At 61.4% G+C, this 21,675-nt stretch carries 17 protein-coding genes; 11 read left to right on the forward strand and 6 right to left on the reverse strand.

Features of this window, described 5'->3' with window-relative positions:
• Window positions 1-22 precede the first annotated feature (22 nt).
• The 3 genes from D0550_RS14405 to D0550_RS14415 are packed head-to-tail and all read left to right on the forward strand — an operon-like array spanning window position 23 to window position 4,985.
• Window positions 23-2,008, forward strand: coding sequence for an acetoacetate--CoA ligase (locus tag D0550_RS14405; RefSeq protein ID WP_414717296.1), 1,986 nt, complete (start codon window positions 23-25; stop codon window positions 2,006-2,008).
• The gene (locus tag D0550_RS14410) at window positions 2,005-3,315 is read left to right on the forward strand and encodes a spinster family MFS transporter (RefSeq protein WP_116809936.1); all 1,311 of its coding nucleotides are present in this window, start codon (window positions 2,005-2,007) and stop codon (window positions 3,313-3,315) included. The genes D0550_RS14405 and D0550_RS14410 overlap by 4 nt, the downstream gene beginning before the upstream one ends.
• Window positions 3,312-4,985, forward strand: coding sequence for a carboxylesterase/lipase family protein (locus tag D0550_RS14415; protein WP_116809885.1), 1,674 nt, complete (start codon window positions 3,312-3,314; stop codon window positions 4,983-4,985). Before D0550_RS14410 ends, D0550_RS14415 begins: the two co-directional genes overlap by 4 nt.
• 46 nt (window positions 4,986-5,031) lie before the next feature.
• On the opposite strand, the gene D0550_RS36830 is transcribed toward D0550_RS14415, so the two are convergent.
• Window positions 5,032-5,187: a CGNR zinc finger domain-containing protein gene (locus D0550_RS36830; RefSeq protein WP_206606286.1), complete on the reverse strand. Its 156-nt coding sequence runs from the start codon at window positions 5,185-5,187 to the stop codon at window positions 5,032-5,034.
• Between the two features lie 397 nt (window positions 5,188-5,584).
• On the opposite strand from D0550_RS36830, the gene D0550_RS14425 reads away from it, so the two are divergent.
• Entirely contained in the window at window positions 5,585-8,668 is a 3,084-nt protein-coding gene (locus D0550_RS14425) for a TonB-dependent receptor (RefSeq protein WP_116809887.1), read from the forward strand.
• Window positions 8,669-9,314: 646 nt separating this feature from the next.
• Window positions 9,315-11,126 carry a glycosyl hydrolase family 18 protein gene (locus D0550_RS14435; RefSeq protein WP_206606287.1) on the forward strand — a complete coding sequence of 604 codons (1,812 nt, stop codon included), beginning with the start codon at window positions 9,315-9,317 and terminating at the stop codon, window positions 11,124-11,126.
• Between the two features lie 77 nt (window positions 11,127-11,203).
• Here D0550_RS14435 and D0550_RS14440 read toward each other — a convergent pair whose 3' ends face one another.
• A complete protein-coding gene (locus D0550_RS14440; protein WP_116809889.1) occupies window positions 11,204-12,286 on the reverse strand; it encodes a M14 family metallopeptidase in 1,083 nt (360 codons plus the stop codon).
• A 137-nt stretch (window positions 12,287-12,423) separates the two neighbouring features.
• On the opposite strand from D0550_RS14440, the gene D0550_RS14445 reads away from it, so the two are divergent.
• Window positions 12,424-13,860: a hypothetical protein gene (locus tag D0550_RS14445; RefSeq protein ID WP_153067169.1), complete on the forward strand. Its 1,437-nt coding sequence runs from the start codon at window positions 12,424-12,426 to the stop codon at window positions 13,858-13,860.
• 16 nt (window positions 13,861-13,876) lie between these two features.
• Here D0550_RS14445 and D0550_RS14450 read toward each other — a convergent pair whose 3' ends face one another.
• Window positions 13,877-14,854, reverse strand: a complete 978-nt coding sequence (locus D0550_RS14450) for a GlxA family transcriptional regulator (protein ID WP_116809891.1) — start codon at window positions 14,852-14,854, stop codon at window positions 13,877-13,879.
• An 88-nt stretch (window positions 14,855-14,942) separates the two neighbouring features.
• Here D0550_RS14450 and D0550_RS14455 point away from each other — a divergent pair, with 88 nt between their 5' ends.
• The 3 genes from D0550_RS14455 to D0550_RS14465 are packed head-to-tail and all read left to right on the forward strand — an operon-like array spanning window position 14,943 to window position 17,888.
• Window positions 14,943-16,178, forward strand: a complete 1,236-nt coding sequence (locus tag D0550_RS14455) for an acetyl-CoA C-acetyltransferase (protein ID WP_116809892.1) — start codon at window positions 14,943-14,945, stop codon at window positions 16,176-16,178.
• A 33-nt stretch (window positions 16,179-16,211) separates the two neighbouring features.
• A complete protein-coding gene (locus tag D0550_RS14460) occupies window positions 16,212-17,441 on the forward strand; it encodes a multidrug effflux MFS transporter (protein WP_116809938.1) in 1,230 nt (409 codons plus the stop codon).
• Between the two features lie 60 nt (window positions 17,442-17,501).
• On the forward strand, window positions 17,502-17,888 hold the full coding sequence (locus tag D0550_RS14465) for a hypothetical protein (protein WP_153067170.1): 387 nt from the start codon (window positions 17,502-17,504) through the stop codon (window positions 17,886-17,888).
• A gap of 135 nt (window positions 17,889-18,023) precedes the next feature.
• Here D0550_RS14465 and D0550_RS14470 read toward each other — a convergent pair whose 3' ends face one another.
• The 3 genes from D0550_RS14470 to D0550_RS14480 all read right to left on the reverse strand — a co-directional run bounded on the left by D0550_RS14470 (window position 18,024) and on the right by D0550_RS14480 (window position 19,409).
• On the reverse strand, window positions 18,024-18,500 hold the full coding sequence (locus D0550_RS14470) for a protein tyrosine phosphatase family protein (protein ID WP_116809894.1): 477 nt from the start codon (window positions 18,498-18,500) through the stop codon (window positions 18,024-18,026).
• A gap of 73 nt (window positions 18,501-18,573) precedes the next feature.
• The gene (locus D0550_RS14475; protein WP_116809895.1) at window positions 18,574-18,990 is read right to left on the reverse strand and encodes a DUF6691 family protein; all 417 of its coding nucleotides are present in this window, start codon (window positions 18,988-18,990) and stop codon (window positions 18,574-18,576) included.
• 2 nt (window positions 18,991-18,992) lie between these two features.
• Complete coding sequence (locus D0550_RS14480; protein WP_116809896.1) at window positions 18,993-19,409, reverse strand: YeeE/YedE family protein; 417 nt, start codon at window positions 19,407-19,409, stop codon at window positions 18,993-18,995.
• Window positions 19,410-19,516: 107 nt separating this feature from the next.
• On the opposite strand from D0550_RS14480, the gene D0550_RS14485 reads away from it, so the two are divergent.
• Both D0550_RS14485 and D0550_RS14490 read left to right on the forward strand, forming a co-directional pair.
• Window positions 19,517-19,855: an ArsR/SmtB family transcription factor gene (locus tag D0550_RS14485; RefSeq protein ID WP_414717294.1), complete on the forward strand. Its 339-nt coding sequence runs from the start codon at window positions 19,517-19,519 to the stop codon at window positions 19,853-19,855.
• 24 nt (window positions 19,856-19,879) lie between these two features.
• Entirely contained in the window at window positions 19,880-21,661 is a 1,782-nt protein-coding gene (locus tag D0550_RS14490; RefSeq protein WP_116809897.1) for a SulP family inorganic anion transporter, read from the forward strand.
• Window positions 21,662-21,675 lie beyond the last annotated feature (14 nt).

The raw sequence follows: 21,675 nt of genomic DNA on the forward strand, positions 1-21,675 counted from the left end.
CCCAATGCCGAACGATGAACCGATGCCGCAAATGCGGCTTTACCGAGAGTGGCTCGAGCGCAACTACGGCCTTACGTTCGCGGACTATTCGGCGATGTGGCAGTGGTCGACGACGGATCTGGCGGGCTTCTGGCGCAGCATCTGGGACTACCATCAGCTCGAATCCCCCACGGCCTTCAGCGCCGTGGGGGATGGCTCGGCGATGCCAGGTACCCCATGGTTCGATGGCGCGCAGGTCAACTATGCGCGCCAGGTGTTTCGTCATGTCGAGCTCGCCGCAGCGGCCAACATGCCGGCAATCGTTGCGGAGAACGAGAGGGGCGAGGTCACCGAGCTGAGCTGGAAAGAGCTGCGGCGACGAAGCGCTTCGCTGGCGCTGGAATTGCGCCGTCACGGCATTCGTCGTGGAGATCGCGTCGCAGGTTATCTTCCCAACATTCCTGAAGCGGTCATCGCTCTGCTTGCTTGCGCCAGCGTGGGTGCGATCTGGACGGTGTGCTCGCCCGACATGGGCACGCCTGCCGTGCTCGACCGCTTTCGACAGACGTCTCCCAGGGCGCTGATTGCCGTCGACGGCGTATTTTATGGCGGCAGGGCGATGGATCGCAGCGCCACCGTCACGCAAATACGGCGGGAGCTGCCGAGCGTCGTGGCGCTTCTGGTCCTCCAGACCGGGCATGGCGAGGCGCTCGTTCCCGATTCGAGCGATCTCGAGATTGCGCTGTCACGAGACGACGATGAGGTTGCCGCGTTCGAGCCGGAATGGCTGCCATTCGATCATCCGCTGTGGATCCTGTATTCGAGCGGGACGACCGGTTTGCCCAAGGCGATCGTGCACGGACACGGCGGCATCATCGTCTCGGCATGCGCCGGCCACCAGCATCTCGACTTGGGCGCGAGCTATGCGCCGAACAACTTCGGGGAGCGGTTTCACTGGTACACCGCCACCGGCTGGGTCATGTGGAATCTGCAGGTCGGCGCGCTGCTGGGAGGTACGACGATTTGTTTGTTCGACGGCTCGCCTGGTGGAGCCAAGGGCAAGCCCGACTGGCGCGCGCTTTGGGCTTTCGCCGCACGTCATCGGGTGACTTGGTTTGGCGCAGGTGCCGCGTTCTTCAACAGTTGTCGCAAGGCTGGAATAACCATCGGCGACGCTGGAGATTTGAGCGCGGTACGCGCGCTTGGCAGCACCGGCTCGCCATTGCCGGCTGATGTTCAGCGCTGGGGTGTCGATCAGTTCGACGCCATCGGTCGCTCGAACATCTGGTGGTGCAATATCAGTGGCGGGACCGATCTTGCGGCGGCGTTTCTGGCGGGCAATCGAGAATTGCCCGCCACACCGGGCAGGCTTCAATGCCGCCATCTCGGCGCCGCTGTAGAAGCATGGAACGAGGAAGGGCGCACCGTTCTCGGGCAGGTGGGCGAGCTCGTCTGCACGCGTCCTTTTCCCAGCATGCCTCTTTACTTTTGGGGCGACGAAGACGGCAGCCGGTACCGTGCATCCTACTTCGGAGAGTGGCCTGGCATCTGGCGACACGGCGACTGGTTGCAGATCGAGGTCGACGGCAGCTGCACGATTACCGGCAGAAGCGACGCGACGATCAATCGCCACGGGCTGCGCATGGGGACTGCCGATATCTATTCCGCCGTGGAGCATTTGCACGAGGTCTTCGACAGTCTGGTCATCGATATCGAAGACGGTCAGGGCGATAGCAAGCTGCTGATGTTTGTCGTTCCCGTGGAAGGACGCCAGCTGGATGCGGAGTTGCAGTCGGCCATGGCATCGGCAATCCGCAATGCGTTGTCACCTCGCTTCATCCCGGACCATTTCATTCACGCGCCGGGAATACCTCGCACGTTGACCGGCAAGAAGCAGGAGCTGCCCGTCAAACGTCTGTTTCAGGGATGGCCCATTGCGAAGGTTTTCAACCTCGATGCGATCGCCAATCCCGAGGTCGTGCCATGGTACAAGGCGCGCGCGAAAGCCTGGCAGGAGGGCAGGGCATGAGCGTGGAGGTTGTTGGCGACACGCCCGCTGCGCGCCCCGTGCGGACCGGGCTGGTCCTCGGCATGCTGTGCTTCGTCTACGTGCTCAACTTCCTGGACCGGCAGCTGATCTCCATCCTCGCCAAGCCCATTCAGGATGCTCTGCAGATCAGCGACAGTCAGCTGGGCCGGATTACGGGTTTCTATTTCGCGCTCTTCTACTGCTCCATCGCCATTCCGGTCGGCTGGCTGGCGGATCGCACGAATCGCATGAAGGTGCTGTCGATCGCGTGCGCGCTCTGGAGCGGGGCGACTGCTGCGTGCGGAATGGCCGGCAGTTACGGTCAATTGGTCATCGCACGCATGGCAGTCGGAGTCGGCGAAGCTGGCGGAGTGCCGCCGTCCTACGCAATCATCTCCGACTATTTTCCGCGTGAACGGCGTGGCTCCGCGATGGCGATCTTCAATTTGGGGCCACCGCTCGGGTCGGCGCTGGGAGTCGCCTTCGGCGCTTCGCTCGCTGCAGCCTTCGACTGGCGACTGCCGTTCTACGTCATTGGCGCAGTCGGCGTCGTCACTGCGATCGTCGTTTACATCGTCGTCCCCGAGCCGAGGCGTGGTGGATACGACGCTGCGATCGGTGCGCCGACCGAAAGCGCGGCGCCTGCAGGCTTCGTCTCGACCATTACGCGATTCTTCTCGAATCCGATCCTGTTGCTCGCGTCGGTTGCGAGTGGCGCGGCAAATTTCATCACTTACGGTATCAGCAACTTCGCAACGCTGTTCCTGATGCGCGAGAAGGGCATGCAGCTGAGCGAGGTCGCGATCTGGTATGCGCTGGTAGTGGGCGTGGCCATGAGCGCCGGTATCTACGTCTCAGGACGGCTCATCGACAGGTTCGGTGCCCGGACGAAGGCGGCTTACGCCGTCATCCCGGCAATCTCGCTGGTGCTCGCGTTGCCTTTCTTTCTCGGCTTCGTCTGGGCGCCGCACTGGCAGCTGGCGCTCATTTTCCTGTGCGTTCCGATGTTTCTGAACTCGTTCTTCCTGTCTGCAACGGTGACTTTCGTGCAGGGTGAAGTGCATCCCGATCAGCGCGTGATTTCAGGGGCGTTGCTGCTGCTGGTGATGAACTTCATCGGTCTCGGCCTGGGGCCGACGTATGTGGGGATGGCGAGCGACTTCTTCCAACCTGGTTACGGTGTTCACGCGCTGCAGACTGCATTCTTCGCGCTGGCGCCAATGTATCTGATCGCGGCGCTGCTGTTCCTCGCGCTCGCCCACCGGATCAACAAATCCCAAACGCTCACAGGAGAAAGTGCGCGATGAAACTTCGGTCGCTCTCTTTCGCATTCTTCGTCGGTGCTTACGCCCTATTGTGCGGATGTTCGGACACATCCGTCGTTGCAGCGAGCGGGGCCGCGCCTGTCGTGAACATGCCTGCGGGAACTGTGCGCGGTATACGCGAGGGAGATGCGAACGTCTTTCGCGCGATTCCCTATTCGTTGCCGCCAACAGGTGAGCGCCGGTGGCGTCCTCCCGCACCGATGCCGCGATGGAGCGGGGAACGTGCGGTCCAACAAGCCGGCGCGGCGTGCATGCAACCCGCGATGGCGGCAGGTCCTTATGACCGCGGCACGCAGATGGTGATGAATGAGGACTGCCTGACGCTCGACGTCACCGCGCCGGCTGACGCTCGCAATGCGCCGGTCATGGTGTGGATTCACGGCGGCACTCTTATCTGGGGGACGGCGCAGTCCAAGATGTACGACGGCCGCGAGTTCGCCAAACGAGGCGTCGTCCTGGTGTCGATAAACTATCGGCTCGGCGTGCTCGGCTATCTCGCCCATCCCGAGCTCAGCAAGGAGTCGGCGGACGATGTCTCTGGGAACTATGGATTGCTGGATCAGATCGCAGCACTCCAATGGGTGCGTGAGAACATCGCCTCATTCGGAGGTGATGCACGAAATGTGACGATCTTCGGCGAATCCGCTGGCGCCTTGAGTGTCGAGTATCTGCTGGCATCTCCAGCGGCGCGCGGGCTCTTTGATAGGGCAATTGCGCAAAGCGGATATCTGTTCACGATGCCCGAACTGCGAAATGCGCGGTATGAGGAGCAGTCGGCCGAGAGTATCGGCGTTGCGCTTGCCACCAAGCTTGGCGCTCCCGGGATTGCGAAACTGCGAACGATGGGGGCGCGAGAACTCGTCGATGCCTCTGCTGCCGCGGGATACGCGCCGTACGGAACAATCGATGGCAGAGTTCTGCCGCGCCAACTCGTCGATACGTTCGATCGCGGTGAGCAGGCCCCAGTGCCGCTGATGGCGGGGTTTACCAGTGGTGAGATTCGCAGCCTTCGCTTCCTGATGCCTCCGGCGCCGGCCAGCGCGGAGACATACGCGAACGAAATAAAGGTGCGTTACGGCGATCTCGCGGATGACTATCTTCGGCTCTATCCGCCGCGAGATCTGGAACAGACGCAACTGGCGGCTACGCGCGATGTGGTTTTCGGCTGGGCTGCCGAGCGATTGGTGCGGACTCAGGCCGCCATCGGACAGAACGCTTTTCTCTATTACTTCGATCACGATTATCCGAGCGCGGCCGCTGCGGACCTGACGGCGTTTCATGCCAGCGAGGTGCCGTTCGTGTTCGGAACGTTCGAGCACCTTCCCGCGGGCTGGCCGGCGATCCCGGACACGACGGGCGAGCGACAGTTTGCCGGCGCGATGCTCGATTATTGGACCAGCTTCGCGCGTGACGGCCGGCCATTGGCAACAAACGGCCCTGCCTGGGAAGCTTTCGCGCCGAACGGCACATATATGAACTTGGGCGAGACGCCGCGGCTCTCGAAACAATTCATGCCCGGCATGTATGAGCTGCATGAGCAGATCATGTGCCGCCGTCGAGAAGCCGGCGCGCACTCGTGGAACTGGCGTGCGGGTTCCATTGCACCCACGATATCCGGACCGACGGCGCAATGCTCTAGCGGCGCAAGATGAGGGCGACAGAAGCGTCCTCGGTCGTGCGCGACCCCGGTTGCCACGATCAACGTAGCCGCGGGCGAAACCGGGCGACCTTCGTTCGACTCTGACATTTCGTCGAGCAGAATCGCTTGGTGCCATTCTTCGAGGAATCGAAGAGGGCGTGCCCGCAGTCCTCCTTCTCGCGGCGGTCGAATCGATCCGCATTCCCTTCGCCCACGGAGACAGAGCCAGTAGCTTGGGCTCTGATCCCGCGTCCAATGGTCGCGCGCTCTGCGGAACTGGTCTGGCCAATATATGCGCATGTGCCGGCCGCTAGATGCGTTTGGCCAGACCTGCCCAAGCTCCCGGACCCTCGCCAAGGCGCGCAAGTGGCGAAATTTTCCGCCCGGACGTACCTGGATGGCGCTGATCGGCTCGAAATCGGTCAGTGAGGTACCGCTACCAAGATTCTCTTGCGGTCAGGCCAGTTGTTGAGCTATGGTCTGACAAATGTTTTAGCCATGGTCGGACCGGTTAAGGCGACCTGAGCACCAAATCGCAGGAAAAAACCGCACGGGATTGCGGCCAGGCACCCGGCGGTCAGGGCTTCGAATAACCAAATGTTGGGGGAATCTATGTCCAAGCGGAAAGCGCTACTTGGCAGTCATCGCACTTATGCGGTAGCGGTAACAATGTTCGCAGCCGGCGCTACGGCAAACGCGCAGGCGCCGCAGACTCAAGAGCTCGAGGAAGTGGTCGTCACGGGCTTCCGTCAAAGTCTGCAGGATTCCACGGACGCCAAGCGCGAAGCGATCGGCTTCGTCGACTCGGTCTTTGCCGAGGACATCGGCAAGTTTCCGGACACCAACATCGCGGAATCTTTCCAGCGCATTCCCGGTATCCAGATCAGCCGCGAAATCAGCGGCGAAGGCACAACGGTCGCGATTCGCGGCTTGAACGCGAACTTCACGCGCGTGTTGTTGAACAACGCGCCGGTCGCGGTCGCCGCGGCTCCGCAGGAAGGCTCGGGCGGCAATCGCGAGGTGCAGCTCGACATGTTCCCGCCGGAGTTGTTCTCCAAGCTGGAAGTGTTCAAGACGCCGTCGGCGAGCCTGGTCGAAGGTGGCGCCGCCGGTACCATCAACATGCGCATGGCGCGGCCGTTCGACAAGGAAGGCGCACATGTGACGTATGCGCTGCAGGGCACTGACAACAGCAACGGCAACGACATGGGCGGCCGTGCTTCGTTGATCGCCAGCAATACCTGGGACAAGTTCGGTGTGCTGGCCGGCGTGACTGCAGTTCGCAACCTGATCGCGACCACCGGTTTCGAGACGGTGGGTTGGGCGAGCATGGCGTTGACGCAGGCACAGTGCGGCGGCGGCACTGCGCCGTGTAATACGACCGGCGGCAATGGTCCCAATACCCCGATTGTGGTGCCCAACAATGCCAGCACGATTGGAGCGGGCCTCACTCCGGGTGCGACCATCGATCGGGCGTTCCTGTTGGCGAACAACCCTGGCCTCACCACGCAACAGATCGACAACGCGGTGATCCCGCGACTCGGCCGCACGATGTTCGAAGAGGGCGAGCGCGATCGCTACAACGCGGTGGTGAGCCTGGAATTCCGTCCGACCGAGAACATGCAGTTCTTCCTCGACTCGATGTACGGCAAGATGGACAGCGAGTTCGATCGCCAGGCGACTGCCTGGGCGGTCCGTGCGGGCAGCCAGGGCGGCCGTCCCATTCCGACGCAGCTTCAGGTCGATCGCGACGACTGCCTCAACGGCTGCGTCGCTACGGCGGGTGTGTTCCCGAACTCGCAGTTCATGCTCGAATATCGGCCTTACATCGAGAAGTCTGAGTTCTGGGGCACCAACCCCGGCATGACCTGGCAGATCACCGATAAGTTGAGCCTGGACGTACAGGGCAACTACACCAAGAGCGAGTTCGATCGTCAGGCCTCGACGGTGCTGTTCATCTCGGACACCACCACCGTCCACTACAGCAATCAGGGCGGCAAGACGCCGACCATCACTTCCAGCCTGGATCTGAACGATCCCAACAGCTGGGGCTGGCTGGCGACCGATCGTGGCAATGCGCCCAATGGCAGCAATGTGGACGTGGGTCGCGTCAACCTGCAGGACGAATATCGCGAGACGGAAACGGCTGGCGCTCGCTTCGCCGTGACCTGGGGCGACAGCTCCTTCAGCGTCAGCGGCGGTGGCGCATTCGACCAGGTTTCGCGAGACATTCGTCCGTCCGCGGCCGATGCGCTGTGGCAGGCACAGGTGTGCGGCGGCAATCCCGCCAACTTCGCGTTGAATCCGAACACCCAGCCCCTGTGCCGTGGTGACACCGCTGCTCAGATCGCTCCGGGCACCAACGGTTATCCGACCTACGCCGGACCGTTTGGCGGTTCGCTCATTCCCGACAGCGCCGTGCCGAATTACCTGCGTCCGTCGCGATACGGAGCGGCTACCGTCAACTGGAATCAGTTCCGTCGCGATTCGAACTACGACAACGCTCGTGCCAACGCGATCGAAGCGGGCGCGACGCCGTCGACGGCGCAATGGGGTTCGATCGACGAAGACGTGACGGCCCTGTTCACGCAGGTGAACGGCGATCTCGAGGTGGGCGACAATCGATTGCGCTACAACGTCGGCGTGCGCTGGGTGCGCACCGATCAGGCGATCACTTCGCGCGTGACTTCGTTCAACCCGGCCAATGGCGACCTGAACCTCCCGGATGGCCAGCGGCTGCCGGATCTGGTGGACATCTCCACGGCCGACTCGACTTATGAGAACTGGCTGCCGTCGGCGAACGTGGCGTGGAACCTGACGGACAACGCGGTGGTGCGTGCCGGTTTGTCACGGAGCATGACTCGTCCCAACCCGAGCGCCATGCTCGGCGGCGTGTCGATCCCCAACGCCGACGTGACGCAGGTCAATCTCGGTAACCCTCAGCTCGATCCGTATCTGTCGGATAACATCGATCTGGGCTTCGAGTACTACACCGGCAACGAGGGTTACTTCGGTGCCGCTGCGTTCCGCAAGGGCATCGATGGCTTCACGCAGCAGCTGGTGCAGAACGTGACGTTCGGCGACCTCGCGGTGTACGGCATCACGCTCGACTCCATCGGCGCGCAACAGTTGCAGGCGGTGAATCAGCGCGGTGGCCTGGCTGCGCCGGTCCAGCTGCGGCAGACCGTCAATGCCACCGGCCGGTTGACCATCAACGGCCTGGAGTTCAACTGGGTGCAGCCGCTCGGTACCTTCGTGAACGCGCTCGATGGGTTCGGCTTCACGGCCAACTACACCATCATCGACCAGAAGGGCGAAGGCAGCGCGCCTGCGATTGCAGTGGGTGTGCCGCCTGAGAGCTACAACGCGACTCTCTATTACGACAAGAGAGGTATCAGCGCGCGCGTGTCGGTCACTCATAGCCAGGGCGCGCAGAATAGCGGCCCGAACAGCAATCAGTCGAGCGTGGTCGGCGCCGAGTTGTTCGGCGACGACTACACGCAGTACGACTTCTCCTCGAGCTTCGATTTTTCGGAGTTGTTCGGCTGGTCGAAGCTGGTGCCCCAGCTCACCGTCGATGTGATCAACATCAACGAAACGACCCGGCGCTCGTATCAGCAGTTCTCGAACGCGGCCTTCAGCTACTACGACTCGGGTCGGGTCGTGATGGTTGGACTGCGCGGTCGGTTCGATTGAGTTAGGGGCGTCGAGCCTCAAACCACACACGGGCTTTTCCCTCTGGTCGTGTGTGTCACGCCGGCGCTTACGCGCCGGCGTTCTTTTTTGTCACCGCCCAGTCCGTCGGCACCTGCGGTAACCGCTACTGGATAGATATGAACTCAGCCGGCGGCAGATCGGCCTATGCCACCGCGATGATGACATTCTCGATGGACCTGAATGTCTATATCCGCGCGGAGGACGCGGGCACTCGCGTATTAGGCGAGTGTGGGCTTCTACATCTTCGTCTCGAAGTGAGGTTGAGCGCCGCGGTCTCTTCTGCTCCCGAGCGGAGAGAGCCGCGTCGGACCATGCGCTTGCAGGAAGGGATGTTACGAAACTGAAGTCGGGCTGTTCCAGAAGAATACCAATATAGGACCATTGCGCCGCCAGCAGCTGGCACATCCCCATAATCATTTGAAAATTGACAATTAATTTTCTCTCGGCGACAAAACTTGGCTTTGGTTCGTTATTGGTACTATATTGGACCTACGTGGCGGAGCCACGCACTCACGCGCTATCGAGTCCAAGGAGGGCTCGAACAGCCCCAGGCGGCGTCAGACCGCGGGCGCATGCGCAGCTGTGATCCGGGATCGATCGGCTATCTACTACGGAGGGATTTGTTGTGAGCACATCGATTGAGCGCGTTCCAAGAAAATTGGCGGCGGGGCTCGGCACCCTGATCGCCTGGGCGTTGTATTCATCGTCCGCAATGGCTCAGACCGCACCATGCTCCTCGCCGGCATGGAGCAGTGCTGCGGTTTACACGGCAGGCAATCGCGTTACGCATCAGAGCGCGGCCTACGAGGCGAAGTGGTGGACGCAGAATGAAAACCCGGCGACGCGGTCCGGCGAATGGGACGTGTGGCGCAAACTGCAGGATTGCACCGGTGGCGCCAACCAGCCGCCGACGGCAAACGCGGGCCCCGATCGTTCCGTGTCTCCAGGCGCGGCTGTCAGCCTGCAAGGCTCGGGCACCGATAGCGACGGCAGCATCGCCTCGTATCGCTGGACACAAACCAGCGGACCTACCGTGACGCTAAATGGCGCGACCAGTGCGACAGCGACTTTCACGGCTCCGCAAGTTACAACGAGCACGTCGCTCACATTCCGTCTCACCGTCACAGACAATCTGGGCGCGACCGGGACCGACGATGTCACTGTCGTGGTGAGCACGGGCAATACGGGCGGCGGCGGCAAACAAGTCGGCTCGTACTTCACCCAGTGGGGTATCTACGGTCGCAACTATCACGTCAAGAACATCGAGACCAGCGGTGCCGCCAGCAGGCTCACGTTCATCAACTACGCGTTCGGCAATGTGTATGACGACGGTCGTTGCAACATCATTACCCGCGCCGAGAGTGGCAACGGCGATGGCGGCGACGGCTATGCCGATTATCAGAAGTCCTATGACGCCGCGACTTCCGTGGACGGCGTGGGGGACACGTGGGATCAGCCGCTCAAGGGCAACTTCAATCAGCTGAAGAAGCTCAAGGCGCGTAATCCGCAGATCAAGTTGTTCATCTCGCTCGGCGGCTGGACGTGGTCGAAGAACTTCAGCCGCTTCTCGATGACGGCCGCGCAGCGCCAGACGATGGCGTCGTCATGCATCGATCTTTATTTGAAAGGCAACCTGCCGGTCGCGGACGGCGCTGGCGGTGTCGGTGCGGCGGCGGGAGTGTTCGACGGTATCGACATCGATTGGGAATATCCGGGCGGTGGCGGTCAGCCCTACAACACGGTGAGCCCGCAGGATAAAGCCAACTTCACACTGCTGCTGGCGGAGTTCCGTCGTCAATTGAGTGCGTTGACTGCCCAAACCGGCCGTCAGTATTACCTGACGATCGCAGCGGGCGCCGGCGCGGACAAGATCGACAATACCGAGCCGGGCGCGTATTCGCAGCACCTGGATTGGATCAATCTGATGACGTACGACTACCACGGCGGGTGGGAAGCGCAGGGGCCGACCAACTTCCAATCCAACCTGTACATGGATCCCAACAATCCGGCGACGGGCGTGGTGAAGACGTACGCGACCGAGACCACCATCAACAAACTGTTGGCTGCAGGCGTGCCGGCCAGCAAGTTGATGGTCGGTATTCCTTACTACGGCCGCGGTTGGACCGGTGTCGCCAGCGGTGGCACCAATGGTTTGTATCAACCCGCAAGCGGCCCGGCGCGTGGCACGTATGAGCAGGGCATCGAGGACTACAAGGTGCTCGCGCCCCGCAACGCGCCGAAGTTCTATCACCCGGTGACCAAGCAGCTATGGACTTACAACGGCACCGAGTTCTGGAGCTTCGACGATGCGACGGTCATTGCTACCAAGGCGGCGTACGTGAAGAGCCTGGGGCTGGGCGGCTTGTTCTCGTGGTCGCTGGATGGCGATGATGCCAACGCGACCTTGACCAAGGAGATCGCCAAGGTTCGCAACTGACGAAGCCGCGATGTGATGATGGACGGCGTCGCTTCGTTGGCGACGCCTGTCCTTCGCGTGTGAACAGACTGTCGCCGTCAATGCGACTGCAAGCCTGCAATCGTCTGCCTGCAGACAGCTAAAGACTGTCCAAGCACCATTCCGCGCCACAGATCGCTGTCGACGTAGAACGCGCTCAGAATCTGCTGCTTGATCGGGTTCGGCCAGGATGCCTCTGGATTGCCGTGCGCATGCAGCCAGTTGTCGGCGCGCAATGCATCGAGAACTTGCAATAAAGGCACGGTTCCAAATTCGATGGCAAGCGCACTCACGAGCGCATTGGGTAATAGTTTCGCAGCTGCTGAGAGCCAATCGCCGCCGATCGTTGCGGAGGCGGAGTCGGGCCCCCCGACCGGGGTGACGGCTGCTCCATACCAAGAACGCGCTCGCTCGTACATGTCGCTGCCGAGCGGCGCATTTACCATCAACTCGCCGTACCCACAGGGGCCAAGTCCAGTGTGATAGTCGATGATGCCGACGCGTAGCGCTGCGGACAGGCGGGCGGAGAAAATGGATTCCAGTGTCTGGCGCGCCGCGGTCGGCGCGATACCGCCATAGAAAAGACCTCGAGCATGATGGTATTGCCCGCCGCTCACCGCTTCGACGAAGGTAGGAAGGCCATGCTTGTCGATGTAGCCGCGTAACGTCGCCCAAGTCTGAGCTCGCGATTGCTCGGTCCATTCGCTGGGACAGAGTGCTGAGGCGATGTCGTCGTACTCGCGTCGATGGGGGAGCGCGCCGGAAAAGTCGATCCAGTTGCGGTTCAGGTCAACATTCTCGTGCGTGACACGACGCAACCAGGCGAATCCGTAAGGATTGATCGCGTGTACCAGCATCGCCGCCGTGGTAGGTTGCAACCGCGACGCTTCGCCTCGACTCAACCAATCGATCTGCGCGGCCGATCCACAAAAACCTTCGACACCATGAGTGCCGGATACAGTGACCAAGACATTCTCGGCATCGCGCGGTCCGATCCACGCGACATCTGTACTCAAGTCTTCTCCGCTCGGGCCGAACATCGGATAGGTGTGCGTGTCGAGACTGGCGCCGGCCGCAGCGGCAGCTTCACGAAAGCGAGTGCGAGCGCTGGCAAAGTCCCGACTGAAAGCCGATTGCGTCATCTCACCAGGTCCGGGATTGGGCGATGACTCAGAGTATCCGCGGGTGCCGCCTGAAACGCGAGTAGGCTCGCGCCCGTCTCGTTTCGATCGGCTGTGTAAGCTTGACTGCGCCGAAAAGTCATGAAAAAAAGCTGAGCATGATGAAAAAGGCTGCGCTGACCCTCATCCTGGTATCGCTGCTCTGTGCTGGATGCGCGACCACAGGAGGTTCCAATGAAGAAGAGCCGACGCTGACCGACGCAGTGCTCGTCCCCACGGCCGAGGCGGCGGCGCTTGTGGAAACCGCTGCCATCGTCGCGGAAGGCGGTTCGAAGCAAGAGGAGGGCGAGGTTCCCCTGGTCGTTGCGGAATCGGAGAAACCCGAAGAGGTCATTGTTCAGGGACGCAACGAGCCTCACCAGGTGATCCACGATCTCGTCGCCGAGGCGCAGACACTGCTACATGACGTCGAGCTCCAATATGTCTTTACTGGCAAAGGCAGGAGGCAGGTGCTCCGCGGTCGCCCTGTAGCCTTTGCGCTGTGGAGCGATACGAAGCGGGAATGGTCCGTCGCTCACATCGAGCTGCCGCGTCCACCGATCAATTGGCGACCCGGTCGGAAGCCCTTGCCCTTTCGCACCATCACACCCGGTATTCAGGCGCGGCACGTGAAGGGCACCGGAGCCGAGCGGCTGATGTTCGCCTTTTCCCAGGACGGGGAACCCTTGAAGGTCTACGGACGCAAGTTTCCCGTGTTCGACAACGACCTGCTCAAGCGCGGGCAGTGGCGCGCGGTCGTTCAGACTGCGAAGCCGATCGTCTATCTACCGTTCACCGAAGACACCTTCGATCCGGGATTCGTCAGCAGCGGCAAAGAGTTTCTGGTCGCCACGGCCAGCAAGGCAATCGAAGAGCTGCGTCTCGCGCAGGTGCGCAGTGCGGCCTTTCCCGGGGAACTGCTGGCGGATGCCATTCCTCTGTCGGTCATCACGACACTTGCTGTCATCGAGCAGACTGATGATGCCGACTACGTCGAGAAGCAGGCGGTCGCCTTCGACGAGGTGCTGAGCCAATACGGGCTCAAGCAGGAGGAGGCGTATCGGTACAGCGTCTCGAGCGCAAATGCACTGGGGCCAATGCAATTCACCAACCGCAGGGGCAACGGGACCTACTCGCTCGTGGTCAGGCGCTGCCGGGGCGCAAATCTCGACCCGGTCTTCGAGAGCGGGGCGACGAATCTGCTGAACGCCATGAAAGCGGCCGTCTGCCTGCTGGATATCGAGCTGGCGCAAATGCGGGCGGACATTCGCCGCGCGTATCGTGACAACCCGACCGTCCTGGGTATCTTTCCCGTCGCCGCGTACAACGGCGGTCCCAGAAACGTCACGAAGCTCCACGGTGTCCTGACTCGAATGAAGGTCAAGCTCGACCAGCTCAGCCGCCCGGGAGTGCAGCTCGCAGGAACTTCGGTGCGTTGTCCCTGTGTCTGGAAATCGGACGGCACGGACGTCCGTCCCGTCACGATCCCCAGATACAACAACGAGAATCGGTGGTACATCGAGAAATATCAGAGCATCGTGAACCTGTTCGAGTGAGAGCGTGACCGTGTCGTCAGCGCCTGCCTCGCGGGGATGCGCCTGTATAGCGTCTGAATATGCGCCGGAACGCTGCCGGATCGGCGTACCCCACGCGCGTGGCAACTTCCTCAACGGAAGCATTGCTGGTTTCTAGCAGATGCGCGGCCTGTGCGACCCGGAGGCGTTGCACTAGCTCGTTCGGCGTCATGCCCAGTCCCGCATGTACGCGGCGAGCGAGTGTGCGGGGCGAGACAGAGGCGCACTGGGCCAATTCATCCAGCGTGATCTGTCGGTCGATGTGCTGCGTGATGAATCGCTCGATTTTCTGTAGCGCCGGATCGGTCACGCGCAGGTGCTCCATCACCATATAGCGTGCTTGCGACGGTCGATTGTCGACGACCAGATAACGAGCGACCAACTGGGCCAGCGATGGCGTGGTGATGCGCGCCAGCACTGCCAGCATCAGATCCGCATGTGCGAAAGCCGATCCGGCAGTAAGTACACGAGCCGTCTCGACAACCATTCGGTCAGTGTCCAAAGAGACGGCGGGAAAGCGGCGTGCGAACTCAGGCCCAAGCCACCATGTCGTCGTCGCTCGCTTGCCATCCAATACGCCCGCTGCGCCCAGCATAAAAGTGGCGGAACACGACGCGGCAAGCATCGCTCCCTTTGCTGCCGCGCATGCGAGGGCTGTTGCCGCACGCTTGGTCGAATCCTGTGCCAGCAAGGATTCAATGGACTGCTCGGTGACGGAGAAAATGCCGGGCACCACGAGGACGTCCGAGGCGCCCATGCCGCGAAGACTCAGTGCGCCATCGACCGCGATGGTTCGGCCTGAACCGGAACGCACCGGCTGGCCATCGAGTGACACGACGCGCTGACGCAGCAGCTTCGCTGGCCCGGCAACTTGCGCCAGCCCACTGGAGGTCCGCCGTGCGGCGGCACTGATGATGTCGATGCCGACACCCAGCGAGCTCTCCGCCACGCCATCGAGTACCAGGTGGATGACCATTGGCAATTATGGACCGAAACGAGTCATTAGTGCCACTCGTGCCAAATGACGCTGCGACCTACGATGGCGGCAGGAATTCGGAGCAGACGTGATGAAAAGCTACATCGTCGGAGCGGCGCGCACGCCGCGTGGCAAGGGAAAAATGGGCAAGGGTGCACTGACCGGTGTTCATCCGCAGGAGCTATTGGCCACCGTGTTGAAGGCCTTGCCTGAAAAGGCGGGCTTCGATGTGAGCGACGTGGGCGATGTCATCGTTGGCGCCGTCTCCCAAGTCGGCGCACAGGGCGCCAATATTGCGCGTAATTCAGTGCTTGCCGCGGGATGGCCTCAGGAGATTGGTGGTGTGTCGCTGAATCGCTTTTGCGGGTCGGGGCTGCAGGCCGTCAACTTTGCGGCTATGGGCGTTGCATCCGGCGCGCAACCACTCGTCGTCGCAGGTGGTGTGGAGAGCATGTCGCAGTTCGGTCTCGGCGCGGACGGCGGCGGTCAGGATGGCGGCAATGTCAAACTGCGACAGCGGGTATTCCAAATACCGCAAGGGATCAGCGCCGACCTCATCGCCACGCTCGATGGCTTCAGTCGGGAACAACTCGACGAATGGGCATTGCGTTCGCAACGTAACGCAGCCGTCGCTATCGAGCAGGGATATTTCAATCGATCGCTCATTCCCGTCCACGACCCGCTGACAGGAGCATTGCTACTGGCGCGCGATGAGTTTCCCCGCCCGGATACCACCGCTCAGGGGCTAGCAGCATTGCCGCCTGCGTTCGAATCGCTCGGCAGAACGAGCGTGGGGCCGAATGGAGAAACCCTCGACCAGATCGCGATGGCAGCGTATCCGCAGGCGGGAACGATTCGGCACGTTCACACAGCAGGAAACTCCAGCGGCATCGTAGATGGTGCGGCCGCCGTGGCCATCGCTTCGGAGGACTACGTCAAGGCACACGGCCTGAAACCCCATGCCCGCATCCGTGCCTTTGCCACGATCGGCAGCGAACCGCTAATCATGCTGACGGCACCTGCCGCGGCTAGCCAGAAGGCGTTGCAAGCGGCCGGTATGCGAGCCAGTGATATCGATCTGTGGGAAATCAACGAAGCGTTCGCGGCCGTGGTTCTGCAAACGATCCGAAAACTCGACATCGACCCGGATCGAGTCAATGTCAACGGCGGTTCCATTGCCATCGGTCATCCGCTGGGAGCAACGGGAGCGATGCTGATCGGAATGGCACTCGACGAACTGGAACGCAGCGGGAAGTCCACTGCACTGGTCTCGATGTGCATTGGGGGAGGGCAGGGAATCGCCACCATCATTGAGCGCATCTGACTGCAGGCTGCTTGTCACATGTCAGAGAAGCCAATGATCGATTCGATCGACGAAGCAAATGCTGGGCGACCTTCGGGTTTGACGAATCGCTTCATCCTCGCGTTACTGGCCAGTCTGGCGGCGCTGGCCTCGCTTGCTACCAACATCATCCTGCCTGCTTTCTCCGATATCGGGCACTCGCTGTCTGTGCCGACCAAAGATCTGGCCATCACGCTCAGCGGTTTCTTTGTTCCCTTCGCGCTCGGACAGTTGCTGGTCGGTCCCGCATCGGATCGCCTCGGTCGCAAGTGGCTGGTGCTGGGCGGTCTGACAGTGCTCGTCGCGGGCAGTGCCATCTGCGCCACGGCCAACGATCTTGAAGGGCTGGTGCTGGGTCGAGTGGTCCAGGGTTTGGGCGCATGTGCAACTTCCGTTCTGTCGCGTTCGATTGCCCGAGATCTGTTCAATGGCGTGGCATTGTCCCGTGCGCTTTCCTTCATCATGGTTGCTATGGCCGCGGCGCCCGGATTCTCCCCGCTATTGGGTGGGCTGTTGGCTGATCTTGCGGGTTGGCGTAGTGCATTCTGGTTGGTTGCCACGCTGGCCCTGGCGCTTGGTGTTATCTATTTTGCCCACATGGGCGAAACCCATCCGCCTGCAGCGCGACAGCGCGCAACGGCCTCTGAAATCTTCGGTGACTACATCCGCCTGCTGAAGGACTCCCGTTTCGTGTTGCCGGCAGTTTCTGTAAGCATGGTTGCAGGAGGGCTATTCACTTTCTTTGCAACGACGCCGGCGATCTTGATGGATGGGCTCGGGTTGACGCCCATCGAGCTGGGCTACTTTTTTGCTACAACAGTATTCGTTGTGTTCGGCGCCGGAATCGCAACCCCAAAGCTTGCTTCCCGCTGGGGCACACATGCTACTGCGATAACTGGGAGCATCATTGCGCTGGTCGGTGGTCTCCTGTTGCTGTCCGGCTCGGCAAACCTGCTTCACTTCAGCGTTTCTCTGAGCATCTTCCTGTTGGGAATGGGTTTGGTGAATCCGCTCGGTACGGCGATGGCACTACAGCCGTTCGGTAAACAGGCAGGCGCTGCATCGGCCCTCTTGGGATTCTTGCAAATGGGCACGGCAATCGTAGCTATCAGTGTTGCCACATCGCTCGATCGGCCAGCCAGTCTCTCGCTTGGCTGTGTGCTGGCGGTTTGCATGAGCCTGGCGTCCGCGTCGCTGTTGCTGCTCTACAAGCGGCAGTCTGCCGCTTTGGCTGCCGTCTCTTGAGTTGTCGTTTTGTCTTGGGGGTGTGCTAGGGTCGGGTTTCAACAACGAGGAAACCGAGCCATGGATAGTTCAATACCGAAGCACGCTGCACGCTCCACCCGATTCATAGCGTCGCTGGGTGCTGCTCTGTGTGTCGTCTTCAGTGCTCAGGCGGCGGTCGCAGGAGAATCTGGCCAAGTGACGATCACGAGAATGGCCCTCGCCTCGAACTTGGGTGAGTTGGTTCACATCAAGTTGAGCGGCATGACATCGAAAGGCTCGTGCTCGAATAATTCGACATGGGATTACGTCCTGGATACGAGCAACGCCTGGGGGAAGGCAACCTATGCCATGCTGCTGGAGGCGCGTGCGGCGGGCAGACAAGTTTGGATTTCGGGGACGAATCTGTGCCCGACAAATCCACTCCTGAATATTGAGTATGTACGTTCCGTGACCACCTATGAGTGACGGCGCGCCGGGCGGGATCTGGAGCAATCCCGCCGCCGGTTATCTCATTGCGCGGCGATCAGGCGCCGAGTTTCGTTACGATGACGACGTCCTGGATGTCTTTGCGGGAGACATCGAAACCTCGATACATGCCTCCTAGTGCAGCGATGCGTCGGATTCGGACCTGCGAAGCGAGCGGATGCGCTCGCGCACTTGGGGCTCCAGGCCCTTCAATCCCCAGGCCTTACCGATGGCAATCGCATCCTCTTCCGACTTTCCATCGATCCACACGCTGCGCAGCGCAGCCATGGCGCCGACACGATTGCCACTCGCGCAATGAACGAGCACCGGCCTCTTCGCATTTCGCATCATCTGATCGAAGGCGATCACGTTCTCTCGCGTCAGATCCGCGGCATCGCGCACCGGTAGATTCGAATAGTCGAGGCCGGCGGATCGAACTGCGTTCGCCTCGTCAAAGTCGGGAGTCTCATCGTCCGGCGTAAGATCGATGATCTGTTCGATGCCAGCATCCTTCAGTTGCGCGATGTCTGCAGGCTTTAGCCGGCCTGCGACCACGATGCCCGGGGATGGGGAGATCGCAGCGGCGACGTGAGGCACTGGGGGTTGCGACATTGCTGTCGAACAGCCAAAACATATGGAGAGTGCAAACGACACGGCAAGCAACGAATTCTTCACGACGCGATCCTCAAGCTCGGTTGATCAGCCGATGCAGCAGCATGCCGCCGATCATCGCTGGTACGAACCACAGTGCTTCCAGTGAGCCGATGCCCAGTGCGGCCAGGGCTGGCCCCGGGCAGTATCCTGCGATTCCCCAACCGCAGCCAAACAAGGCGGCACCGCCGAGCAAACGTCGATCGATCCGACGCAGGTTGGAGAGATGAAATGTGCTTGCAAGGACCGGGCTGCCGCGTTTGAGCACGAAGCGGAACAACACGACTGTAGTGATGACGGCTCCGCCCAGTACGAACAGCAGGGCGGGGTCGAAGTCGCCGAAGACATCGAGAAACCCGACTATCCGCTGCGCATCGGTCATGCCGGACATGGCGAGACCGGTGCCGAACAGCGCACCCGAGACGAGGGCGGCGATTACCAGCGATCCCATTTTCAACTCAGCACGTGTTTGACGAGGAAGGTGGTGGCCATGGCCGTCGCCATGAAGGTGAGTACCGCGACGAACGAGCGCAGCGAGAGTCGGGCCAGCCCGCAGACCCCGTGCCCGCTCGTGCAGCCGTTGCCCATGCGAGTGCCGAATCCGACGAGCAAGCCCGCAGCGAGTAGCGCTGTGCGCGAATAGTCAGTGCGCGGCAGCGGGGCGCCCGGCACAAACGCCATGTAGGCGCCGCCTGCGACGATGAGCCCGATGAGAAACGCATAGCGCCATGCGACGTCGCCTTTGTTTGGGAAGATCACACCGTTGAAAATCCCGCTCACGCCGGCGACGCGGCCGTTGAGCCACAACAAGAGAGTCGCGGCCAATCCGATCAGCACGCCGCCTGCGAGCGCGCTCAGCCAGGTTGTCATCGTGCACCCCGATATGTCTCATGCCACAGTGGGCTTGTGCAGTAGTTGAGCATGAGCTAATTTAGAGATCGCTAAAGTACGCGTCAAGCTCGTCGTGCCACTATCGTATGAAGCATCCAGTTCAGTCGAAGCGCCGTGCCGCCCGTAAACTTCCGGATCCAGCCGAGATGGCGCGGCATGCCGAAAGCGCAGCCGACCTGCTGAAGGCGTTGGCTCACCCCGCGCGGCTTCTGGTACTGTGCCGACTCGTTGAAGGCGAAACATCCGTTGGCGAGCTTCAGCCTCTGGTAGGCCTGAGCATGTCAGCGCTATCCCAGCATCTTGCGACGTTGCGGGAGATGGAGCTGGTGACTACCCGACGCGAGGCGCAGGCAATCTACTACTCGCTCGCCGACGGGCCGGCAATTGGCGTACTCGATGCGCTTTACGCCGCCTACTGCGAGTAAGCGGCTGAACCTGAGTCAGCGGTAATGAAAGTGCGTCTCACAACCGAGCGCTGGCTACCCGCAGTGAGCTGGCTGCGCGGATACGATCGATCGAACTTCACCGGCGATCTGTTCGCAGCGCTCATCGTTACGCTCATGCTCATTCCGCAGAGCCTTGCCTACGCAATGCTTGCCGGCTTGCCGCCGCAGATCGGATTGTATGCAAGCATCGCCCCGCTGATTGCCTACGCGGCGTTCGGATCGAGCCGCACATTGTCCGTCGGCCCGGTCGCGGTCGTCTCGTTGATGACGGCGGCAGCGGCAGGGAAGATCGCAGGATCGGGCTCGGCCAGCTATGTTGAAGCTGCGCTCGTCCTCGCGCTCCTGTCCGGTGTGGTGCTGCTCGCCATGGCGGTGCTCCGTCTGGGATTTCTTGCGACTTTCCTCAGCCATCCCGTGATCTCTGGATTCATTACTGCGGTGGCTGTGCTCATTGCGGCGAGCCAGCTGAAACATCTGCTCGGCGTAGATGCCGAGGGCGATACGCTCATTCAGCTGTCGCCGGCACTGATCGAAGCGGCGCCACGAGCCAACCTGCCGACGGTTGCGATCGGCCTCATCGCGACGGTTTTTTTGTTTTGGGCGCGCCATGGTCTCAAGCCGCTGTTGTTGCGCTTCAACGTGCGCGAGCGAATCGCAGATAGCCTGGCCAAGGCGGGGCCGGTCGCTGCAATCATCGCCACCACTCTGGTTGTGGCGCTGGCGGATCTGCGTGAGCAGGGGGTGCACGTGGTTGGCAGCGTGCCGGCCGGACTGCCACCACTGTCCCTGCCACGATTCGACTCGACTGCGTGGGCCCAGTTGCTGCCCGCGGCTGCTCTGATCAGCCTCATTGGGTTTGTGGAATCCATTTCAGTGGCTCAAACGCTGGCGGCGAGGCGCCGTCAGCGCGTAGACGCGAACAAGGAGCTGGTCGGCCTCGGTGCAGCGAACGTCGCAGCCGCGATCACCAGCGGCTATCCAGTCACCGGCGGTTTTGCACGCTCGGTTGTGAACTTCGATGCCGGTGCGCGCACGCAGCTGGCCAGTGTATTCACGGCTGCCGGCATTGCACTCGTGGCGGTATTGTTCACTCCACTGTTCCGGAATCTGCCACAAGCTGCGCTCGCGGCAACGATCATAGTCTCGGTGCTCTCGCTGATCGATCTTGAAACTGTGCGACATACATGGCGTTACTCGCGCAGCGATTTCTCCGCCATGGCAGCCACCATCGTCGTAGTGCTCGTCGTAGGCATTGAGGCCGGCATCCTCGCAGGCGTCACGCTGTCCATCGTGTTGTACCTGTGGCGAACCAGTCGTCCGCACATCGCCATCGTGGGCCAGGTTCCTGGCACCGAACATTTCCGCAACGTCGAGCGCCACAGTGTGATCACCAGTCCTGCAGTGTTGTCGGTACGGGTCGATGAGAGTCTCTACTTTGCCGATGCCCGGTATTTGGAAGATTGGTTGTACGGTGAGGTGGCGCGGCGCCCCGACATTCGCCACGTCGTGCTCGTTTGCGCCGCCGTCAACTACATCGATGCGAGTGCGTTGGACAGTCTGGAAGTGATCCTCGATCGCCTCAAACAAGCCGGAGTGACCCTGCATCTGTCCGAAGTCAAAGGCCCGGTACTCGATCGACTGCAGCGCTCGGACTTCCTGCAGCACCTTACCGGCAGTGTCTTCATGAGCCAGCATCAAGCAATGTCGACCCTCGACCCGGAAATCACTGCTCGCGCAGACGCGGCGCCGGCACAGGTGCAGCTGTCGCGTGAGACAGCACGCTGAGGGCGGGGTTCTCG

Source organism: Steroidobacter cummioxidans, from assembly GCF_003104955.1.

Excerpts from the sequence above, each read along its gene's own strand:
- D0550_RS14405 (WP_414717296.1), top strand. The coding sequence starts at position 23 with ATGCCGCAAATGCGGCTTTACCGAGAGTGGCTCGAGCGCAACTACGGC.
- D0550_RS14410 (WP_116809936.1), top strand. The coding sequence starts at position 2,005 with ATGAGCGTGGAGGTTGTTGGCGACACGCCCGCTGCGCGCCCCGTGCGG.
- D0550_RS14415 (WP_116809885.1), top strand. The coding sequence starts at position 3,312 with ATGAAACTTCGGTCGCTCTCTTTCGCATTCTTCGTCGGTGCTTACGCC.
- D0550_RS14425 (WP_116809887.1), top strand. The coding sequence starts at position 5,585 with ATGTCCAAGCGGAAAGCGCTACTTGGCAGTCATCGCACTTATGCGGTA.
- D0550_RS14440 (WP_116809889.1), bottom strand. The coding sequence starts at position 12,286 with ATGACGCAATCGGCTTTCAGTCGGGACTTTGCCAGCGCTCGCACTCGC.
- D0550_RS14445 (WP_153067169.1), top strand. The coding sequence starts at position 12,424 with ATGATGAAAAAGGCTGCGCTGACCCTCATCCTGGTATCGCTGCTCTGT.
- D0550_RS14450 (WP_116809891.1), bottom strand. The coding sequence starts at position 14,854 with ATGGTCATCCACCTGGTACTCGATGGCGTGGCGGAGAGCTCGCTGGGT.
- D0550_RS14460 (WP_116809938.1), top strand. The coding sequence starts at position 16,212 with ATGATCGATTCGATCGACGAAGCAAATGCTGGGCGACCTTCGGGTTTG.
- D0550_RS14465 (WP_153067170.1), top strand. The coding sequence starts at position 17,502 with ATGGATAGTTCAATACCGAAGCACGCTGCACGCTCCACCCGATTCATA.
- D0550_RS14470 (WP_116809894.1), bottom strand. The coding sequence starts at position 18,500 with ATGTCGCAACCCCCAGTGCCTCACGTCGCCGCTGCGATCTCCCCATCC.
- D0550_RS14475 (WP_116809895.1), bottom strand. The coding sequence starts at position 18,990 with ATGGGATCGCTGGTAATCGCCGCCCTCGTCTCGGGTGCGCTGTTCGGC.
- D0550_RS14480 (WP_116809896.1), bottom strand. The coding sequence starts at position 19,409 with ATGACAACCTGGCTGAGCGCGCTCGCAGGCGGCGTGCTGATCGGATTG.
- D0550_RS14485 (WP_414717294.1), top strand. The coding sequence starts at position 19,517 with ATGAAGCATCCAGTTCAGTCGAAGCGCCGTGCCGCCCGTAAACTTCCG.
- D0550_RS14490 (WP_116809897.1), top strand. The coding sequence starts at position 19,880 with ATGAAAGTGCGTCTCACAACCGAGCGCTGGCTACCCGCAGTGAGCTGG.